Origin of the sequence: Actinomyces sp. MRS3W (assembly GCF_032465695.1) — a bacterium.
In the GTDB taxonomy this organism is placed as follows: Bacteria; Actinomycetota; Actinomycetes; order Actinomycetales; family Actinomycetaceae; genus Actinomyces.
Map to the genome: position 1 here is coordinate 1 of NZ_JAWDJJ010000096.1, position 7,108 is coordinate 7,108.

At 71.5% G+C, this 7,108-nt stretch carries 6 protein-coding genes and 1 pseudogene; all 7 read right to left on the reverse strand.

Going from position 1 to position 7,108, the window contains the following annotated elements:
- Positions 1-250, reverse strand: a 250-nt coding sequence (locus tag RWX45_RS02975) for a hypothetical protein (RefSeq protein ID WP_316022298.1), incomplete at its 3' end; no start/stop codon positions are given.
- A 152-nt stretch (positions 251-402) separates the two neighbouring features.
- Positions 403-1,725, reverse strand: coding sequence for a glutamate-5-semialdehyde dehydrogenase (locus RWX45_RS02980; RefSeq protein ID WP_316022299.1), 1,323 nt, complete (start codon positions 1,723-1,725; stop codon positions 403-405).
- Positions 1,726-1,777: 52 nt separating this feature from the next.
- Positions 1,778-2,931 (reverse strand): annotated as a pseudogene (gene proB, locus RWX45_RS02985) (glutamate 5-kinase).
- Positions 2,928-4,487, reverse strand: coding sequence for a GTPase ObgE (gene obgE / locus RWX45_RS02990; protein WP_316022300.1), 1,560 nt, complete (start codon positions 4,485-4,487; stop codon positions 2,928-2,930). Before obgE ends, proB begins: the two are co-directional and overlap by 4 nt.
- A 112-nt stretch (positions 4,488-4,599) precedes the next feature.
- Positions 4,600-4,857 carry a 50S ribosomal protein L27 gene (gene rpmA, locus RWX45_RS02995; protein WP_316022301.1) on the reverse strand — a complete coding sequence of 86 codons (258 nt, stop codon included), beginning with the start codon at positions 4,855-4,857 and terminating at the stop codon, positions 4,600-4,602.
- 58 nt (positions 4,858-4,915) lie between these two features.
- The gene (gene rplU, locus RWX45_RS03000; RefSeq protein WP_316022302.1) at positions 4,916-5,236 is read right to left on the reverse strand and encodes a 50S ribosomal protein L21; all 321 of its coding nucleotides are present in this window, start codon (positions 5,234-5,236) and stop codon (positions 4,916-4,918) included.
- Positions 5,237-5,406: 170 nt separating this feature from the next.
- The coding region (locus RWX45_RS03005; RefSeq protein WP_316022303.1) for an Rne/Rng family ribonuclease at positions 5,407-7,108 on the reverse strand (1,702 nt) is incomplete at its 5' end.

A 7,108-nucleotide genomic window follows, 5' to 3' on the forward strand; every position in this document is an offset into this window, starting at 1 on the left:
CCGCGGGAGCGTCGTCGTCGGTGTCGTCGTCGGCGTCGCTATCGTCGGTGGGTGAGGGTGACGGGGACATGAGCGGGCCGGCGCTGCGCGCCGCCTCGGCGGGGTCGGTGGTGGCCGGCGTCATGGCGATACCGGGCTCGTCACCGAGCCCGGACGGGTCCCGCATAACCGTGATCCCCACCACGATCAACAGCACGGCGGCCGCAGCGGCGACGAACACGGCCAGCGGCTTGCCACGGTCAGGATTCATGCCTCTGCCCTCCCGCTATCGCATGAGCGCCACCAAGAATTATACGAACCGCCCGCCACCCCTCACCGAAACCGGCACTAATAACATGCCGAAACCGGTCGATGTTGCTGAGGGGTGGCTAAGTTCCGCGATCCGCGCCCTCCAGGAACCGGTCAGGGCCGCACGTGCCCGCGGCCTTCGACGATCCACTTGGTGGTGGTCAGCGCCGCCAGCCCCATGGGGCCGCGGGCGTGGAGCTTCTGGGTGGAGATGCCCAGCTCGGCGCCCAGGCCCAGCTGCCCGCCGTCGGTGAAGCGGGTGGAGGCGTTGACCATGATGGCGGCCGAGTCCACCTGGCTCACGAACTGGTCGACGGCGGCCACGTCCTGGCTCAGAATCGCCTCGGTGTGCCCGGTGGAGTAGGTGGTGATGTGGGCGATGGCGTCGTCAATGGTGTCCACCACGCGCACCGCCAGATCCAGGCTGCCGTACTCGGTGTCCCAGTCGGCCTCGGTGGCCTCGGTGAGCAGGTCCGTGTAGCCCTCCGCTGCCGCCTGCTCCTCCAGGCAGGCGCGTGCGGCGGCGTCGGCGTGGAGGGTGACGCCGCGCTCCCACAAGGCGGCCGCTGCGGCCGGCAGGTAGGCGGCGGCCGCGGCCCGGTGCACGAGCAGGGTTTCGGCGGCGTTGCACACCCCCACCCGCTGAGTCTTGGCGTTGACGATGATCTCGACGGCAGCGGCCAGGTCCGCGCCGGCGTCGACGTAGACATGGCAGTTGCCCGAGCCGGTTTCGATGACGGGCACGCTCGACTCTTCGACGACGGTGCGGATGAGGCCCGCCCCGCCACGCGGCACGAGCACGTCGATGAGGCCGCGCGCATGCATGAGCGCGTTGGCGCCGGCCCGGCCCGCGGGGTCGATGGTGGTCACCAAGTCGGCCGGCAGATCCGCCGCGGTCAGGGCGTCCCGCAGCACGGTGATGATGGCGGCGTTGGTGTTGGCGGCCGCGCTGCCGCCGCGCAGCACGACGGCGTTGCCGGACTTGAGCGTGAGGGCGGCGACGTCGACCGTCACGTTGGGACGGGCTTCATAGATCATGCCGACCACGCCCAGGGGTACGCGGACCCGCCGCACTCGCAGCCCGTTGGGGAGCGTCTGGCCGTCAACGATCTCGCCGACGGGATCGGGTAGGGCCGCGATCTCTCGCAGTGAGGCGGCGATGGCGCCGACGCGCTCCTCGGTGAGGGCCAGCCGGTCCACCAGGCCGGGCTTCATGCCCGCGGCCCGCGCCCGCTCCAGGTCCTCGGCGTTGGCGGCCAGGATGGAGTCGGCCCGCGCCGTGAGCGCGTCGGCCATGGCGTGCAGGGCAGCATCCTTGCGTTCACGGTTGACCCCGGCCAGGGCGCGCTGCGCCTCGCGGGCGGCGCGGGCGGTGGTGGCGACGAGGGTCTCGGCATCGGTGGCGGACCCAGCGGCATCTACGGATGTGGACGTCATAGCACCCGACTCTAGCCCGCTCCGCGCCCGGAGGGTACCCATGAGCCGGCCGTCAGGCGCCGGCGGTACGGGGCAGTTCGGCCAGATCGTCGCGGTGCACCACCGGGGCCACATGGTCGCCGGGGGCGGGGGCGCCGCGGCCGCGGGCCGAGAGCACCTCCTCGATCTCGGCGGCCGCGTAGCGGCAGATGCCGCGGGCGATGACCCGCTGCGGGCCGACGATCTCCACCACGGAACCGGATTCGAAGTCCCCGTCCACCCCGACGACGCCGGGCAGCAGCAGGGATTTCTTGCCCTCGGTGACGGCCTGGGCCGCCCCGGCGTCGATGAGCACGCGGCCTTCAGGCATGGAAGCGTGGGCCATCCACAACCGCCGACTGGGGCGGTGCGGGCCGGTGGGCGCGAACCAGGTGCCCAGGTCGGCGGGCACGGTGCGCCCGCCGAGCAGCCGGGGGCGTCGTCGGCGTCGGCGATAATCGTGGCGGTGCCGGAGGCACAGGCGATGGTGGCGGCCTGCACCTTGGTGGCCATGCCCCCGGTTCCCAGCGCGCCGGCGTCGCCGTCAACCCGTACCCCGGCCAGCTCGCTGCTGGCGCCGACGTACCGCACCGGGCGGGCGCCGGGCGTGCCCGGGCGGGCGGTCCACATGCCGTCGACGTCGGTGAACAAGATGAGCACGTCCGCGGTCACCAGGTGGGAGACGAGGGCGGCCAGATGGTCGTTGTCCCCCAGGTTGAACTCGGCGGTGGCCACGGCGTCGTTCTCGTTGACCACCGGCACCGCCCCCATGGACAGCAGGGTGTCGAAGGTGGCGCGCACGGTCCGGTAGTGGCTGCGCACGGCCACGTCCTGAGCGGTGAGCAGCACCTGCGCGGTGACCGCACCATAGGCGCTCAAGGCGGTCTGCCAGCGGGAGACGAGCCGCCCCTGCCCCACCGAGGCGGCCGCCTGCAGCAGGCGCAGTTCCCCGGGCCGGGCCTCCAGGCCCAGCGGCACCAGGCCCGCGGCCACCGCCCCGGAGGAGACCAGGACGACGTCGTGTCCGCGCCGCCGCATCCCGGCCAGCAGCCCGGCGAGGATGTCGATGCGGTTGAGGTCCAGACCGCCGTCGGGGCGGGTCAGTGAGGAGGAGCCGACCTTGAGGACGACGCGCGCGCCCTCCGGCAGCGCCGCGGGGCGCGTACCCCGCCCAGCGGTGGTGCTCATGCGTCCTCCTGCCAGGTGGCGGGGTCGGTCCACAGGCCCTCGGCGGCCTCGTCGCGCAGTTCCTGGCGGGCCGCCTCCTTGGCGTCCATCCAGTCGTGGTAGCGCTCGCGCCGCTCGGCGTTGGTGCGGCGGTGGTGGTCCTCCAGGCGCGCGTCCGTGCCGCGGGCGCCCAGCAGCTCGGCGCCGGTGGTCAGGGACGGCTCCCAGGTGAAGATGACGCCCCCCTCGACGTCACCGATGAGGACGGTGTCTCCGGCATGGGCGCCGGCCTTGGCGAGCTCGTCCTCGACGCCGCCGGCGGCCAGGCGGTCCGCGAGGTAACCGACCGCCTCGTCGTTGGAGAAGTCGGTCTGACGCACCCACCGTTCGGGCTTGTCGCCGCGCACCTGGTAGACCGTGCCCTCGGCGGGGTGCTGGATGACGCGCACGGTCGCCGTCGCCGTCCCCCGGCGGCTGGCGACGGCGGCCGGGCGGATGACGGGGCGCTCGGGAGCGGGAGGCGCCTGCTCGCGTGAGCGCGCCACGAGGTCGGCCAGGGCGAAGGACAGTGCCGACAGCCCCTGGTGGGAGACGGCGGAGACCGTGAAGGTGGGCAGGCCGCGTCCGGCCAGATCCTCCCGCACCAGGTCGGCCAGGTCGGCCGCCTCGGGAACGTCGGCCTTGTTGAGCACGACCACGCGGGGACGCTCCATGAGTGGCGGCAGCCCGGTGAGGACCGGGTCGACCTCCTGCTCGTCGAGCGCGTCGGCGTAGGCGGCCAGCTCCGCCTCGATCGCCTCGAAATCGCTGAGCGGATCGCGCCCGGGCTCCAGGGTGGCGCAGTCCAGCACGTGCACCACCACGGCGCAGCGTTCAATATGGCGCAGGAAGTCCAGGCCCAGGCCCCTGCCCTCGCTGGCGCCGGGGATGAGGCCGGGCACGTCCGCGATCGTGTAGCGGACCTCGCCGGCCTCCACCACACCGAGGTTCGGCGTGAGCGTGGTGAAGGGGTAGTCGGCGATCTTGGGCCGGGCCGCACTCATGGCGGCGATGAGGGAGGACTTGCCGGAGCTGGGGAAGCCGACCAGGGCGACGTCGGCGAGAGTCTTCAGCTCCAGGGTGACGTCGCGCGCCTCGCCGGGCTCCCCGAGCAGGTGGAAGCCGGGGGCCTTGCGCTTGGGAGAGGACAGGGAGAAGTTGCCGCGGCCGCCGGTTCCGCCCTGGGCGACGACGACGCGCTCACCCGCCGCGACCAGGTCGGCCAGCACGGAGCCATCGGAGTCCTTGACCACGGTCCCGGGCGGCACCGGCAAAGTGAGGTCCTCCCCGTCGGTGCCGCGCCGCCACCCACCCATGCCGGGAGCGCCGTTGCCGGCGGTGCGGTGGGGTGAGCGGTGATAGGTGAGCAGGGTGGTCACCCGCGGGTCGGCGACGAGGACGACGCTGCCGCCAGTTCCGCCGTCGCCGCCGTCGGGGCCGGCCAGGGGCTTGAACTTCTCGCGGTGGATCGAGGTGCAGCCGTGGCCACCGTCGCCACCGGCGACGTGGAGGACCACTCGGTCAATGAAGCTGGGCATGGGCGTCTCCTCGGGCGGTACGGGGTGTGCTCCCCGGGGCCAACACCCGCGAGGGCGGACGGCCGAAGCCGCCCGCCCTCGCGGATACCGTCATGGTGGTGGAGGCTGAATATCAGCCTTCGGATGCGACGACGTTGACGACCCTGCGGTCGCGGTAGGTGCCGAAGTCAACGTTGCCGGCCGTCAGGGCGAACAGGGTGTCGTCCTTGCCGCGGCCAACATTGTTGCCGGGGTGGAAGTGGGTGCCGCGCTGCCGGACGATGATCTCGCCGGCCTTGACGAACTGGCCGCCGAAGCGCTTGACGCCGAGGCGCTGGGCGTTGGAGTCGCGGCCGTTGCGGGAGGAGCCAAGACCCTTCTTGTGTGCCATGTCGAGCTTCTTTCTGTTTCGCTGATGCCTGAAGGATACTGCGGGCGGGTCGGCCCACTCAGCCGATCGCGGTGACCTTGATGGCGGTGAGCTTGGCGCGGTGACCCTGGCGCTTGCGGTAGCCCGTCTTGTTCTTGAACTTAAGGATGTTGATCTTGGGGCCCTTCTCGTCGCCGACGATCTCGGCCTTGACGGAGGACTTGGCCAGGTCTGCGGGGGCAGTGGTCACCTTGTCTCCATCCACCAGCATCACCGGGGCGAGGCTGACCTCGTCGCCGACCTCGCCGGCAAGCTTGTCAACAACCACGACGTCGCCGACGGAGACCTTCTCCTGACGGCCGCCGGCCTTGACGATCGCGTAGACCACTTGACTGCTCATCTCTGTCGATTCTTCTAGCCGCCCACTCACGGGAGCGAAGCTTCACCGTGTGAGGGGCGCCTACTTGGGCAAGGGTGCGGAATGCACCGCCGGATTACTTTATGCGATCCGGCGGGCGACACCAACCCGCCAGGGGCCCGAGCGCCTGTGTTCTTCCGCACCCCGCGCGCTCAGGCCTGCTCCGATTCGGCCGACGTCGGCTGCTCGGCAACCTCCGCAGGCTGGGCGGCCTGCTCGGGGGCGGCCTGCTCGGGGGCGTCCTGCTCGGGGGCGTCCGAGTCCTTGCGGGCGTGCTCGTGAGCGTGCTCGGCGGCCGCAGCGATTTGGGCGAGGGCGCCGCGCACGGCGGACCGGGCGGCGTCGTCCCGCTCGGAGGCGCCGGCGGACTCGTCCGCAGCCTCACGCTTGGTCCGGCGCCCAGAGGACTTCGAGGCCTTGGACGGCTTGGCGGCGGCCTCGTCACGGCCGCGGCGGCCCCGCCCGGAGCCGGCTGAGCGCTGCGCGGAGGCGGACATGTCGACGGCCTGGTTCTCCACCGGGTTCTCGTGGACGATGAACCCGCGCCCGCCGCAGCATTCGCACGGCGTGGAGAAGGCCTCGACCAGCCCCTGGCCGACGCGCTTGCGGGTCATCTGCACCAGCCCCAGGGAGGTGACCTCCGTGACCTGGTGGCGGGTACGGTCCCGTCCCAGGCACTCCACCAGGCGGCGCAGCACCAGGTCCCGGTTGGACTCCAGCACCATGTCGACGAAGTCGATGACCACCATGCCGCCAATGTCGCGCAGCCGCAGCTGGCGGACGATCTCCTCGGCGGCCTCGAGGTTGTTGCGGGTGATCGTCTCCTCCAGCGTGCCGTCCGCACCACCGGTGAAGCGCCCGGTGTTGACGTCGATGACGGTCATGGCCTCGGTGCGGTCAATGATGAGCGTGCCACCGCTGGGCAGCCACACCTTGCGGTCGAAGCCCTTGGCGAGCTGCTCGTCAATGCGGTGCGCGGTGAAGACATCCTCCGGGCTGACCCAGTGCTCGAGGCGCTCGGTCAGTTCGGGGCTGAGGTCGCCCACGTAAGAGCTGATGGTCTTCCAGGCGTCCGGTCCCTGCACAATGAGCTTGCGGAAGTCCTCGTTGAAGACGTCGCGAACCACGCGCACGGCCAGCTCGGGCTCGGCCTTGAGCAGCACCGGCGCCTTGCCGGAGCCCTTGAGCACCTGGGAGGACTTCTTGTCGATGGACTCCCACTGAGCCACGAGCCGCTTGATGTCGTCGGCGAGCTGCTCCTCCCCGGCTCCCTCGGCGGCGGTGCGCACAATGACGCCGGCGTCGTCGGGGACGATCCGCTTGAGGATCTTCTTGAGCCGGTTCCGCTCGGTGTCCGGAAGCTTGCGGGAGATGCCGGTCATGGTGCCGCCGGGCACCAGCACCAGGTAGCGACCGGCCAGGGTGATCTGGCTGGTCAGGCGGGCACCCTTGTGACCGATGGGGTCCTTGGTGACCTGTACCAGGACCGTGTCCCCGCTGGACAGGGCATCCTCGATGCGGCGCGGCTTGCCCTCCATACCGGCGGCGTCCCAGTTGACCTCGCCCGCGTACAGGACGGCATTGCGGCCCTTACCGATGTCGACGAAGGCCGCTTCCATGGACGGCAGCACGTTCTGCACACGGCCGACGTAGACGTTGCCCACCAGCGAGGTCTGGGTGTGGCGGGCCACGTAGTGCTCGACGAGCAGCCCGTCCTCCAGGACAGCGATCTGGTTGAGGCCGTCCTGCTCGCGCACCACCATCTGGCGGTCGACGCTCTCCCGGCGGGCGAGGAACTCGGCCTCGGTGACGATGGGCCGACGGCGGCCGGCGGCGTCGTTCCCGGTCCCGGTC

What these genes read in the sequence shown, in the direction of transcription:
- rpmA (WP_316022301.1), bottom strand. Translation starts at nt 4,857, where the DNA reads ATGGCACACAAGAAGGGTCTTGGCTCCTCCCGCAACGGCCGCGACTCC.
- RWX45_RS02980 (WP_316022299.1), bottom strand. Translation starts at nt 1,725, where the DNA reads ATGACGTCCACATCCGTAGATGCCGCTGGGTCCGCCACCGATGCCGAG.
- rplU (WP_316022302.1), bottom strand. Translation starts at nt 5,236, where the DNA reads ATGAGCAGTCAAGTGGTCTACGCGATCGTCAAGGCCGGCGGCCGTCAG.
- obgE (WP_316022300.1), bottom strand. Translation starts at nt 4,487, where the DNA reads ATGCCCAGCTTCATTGACCGAGTGGTCCTCCACGTCGCCGGTGGCGAC.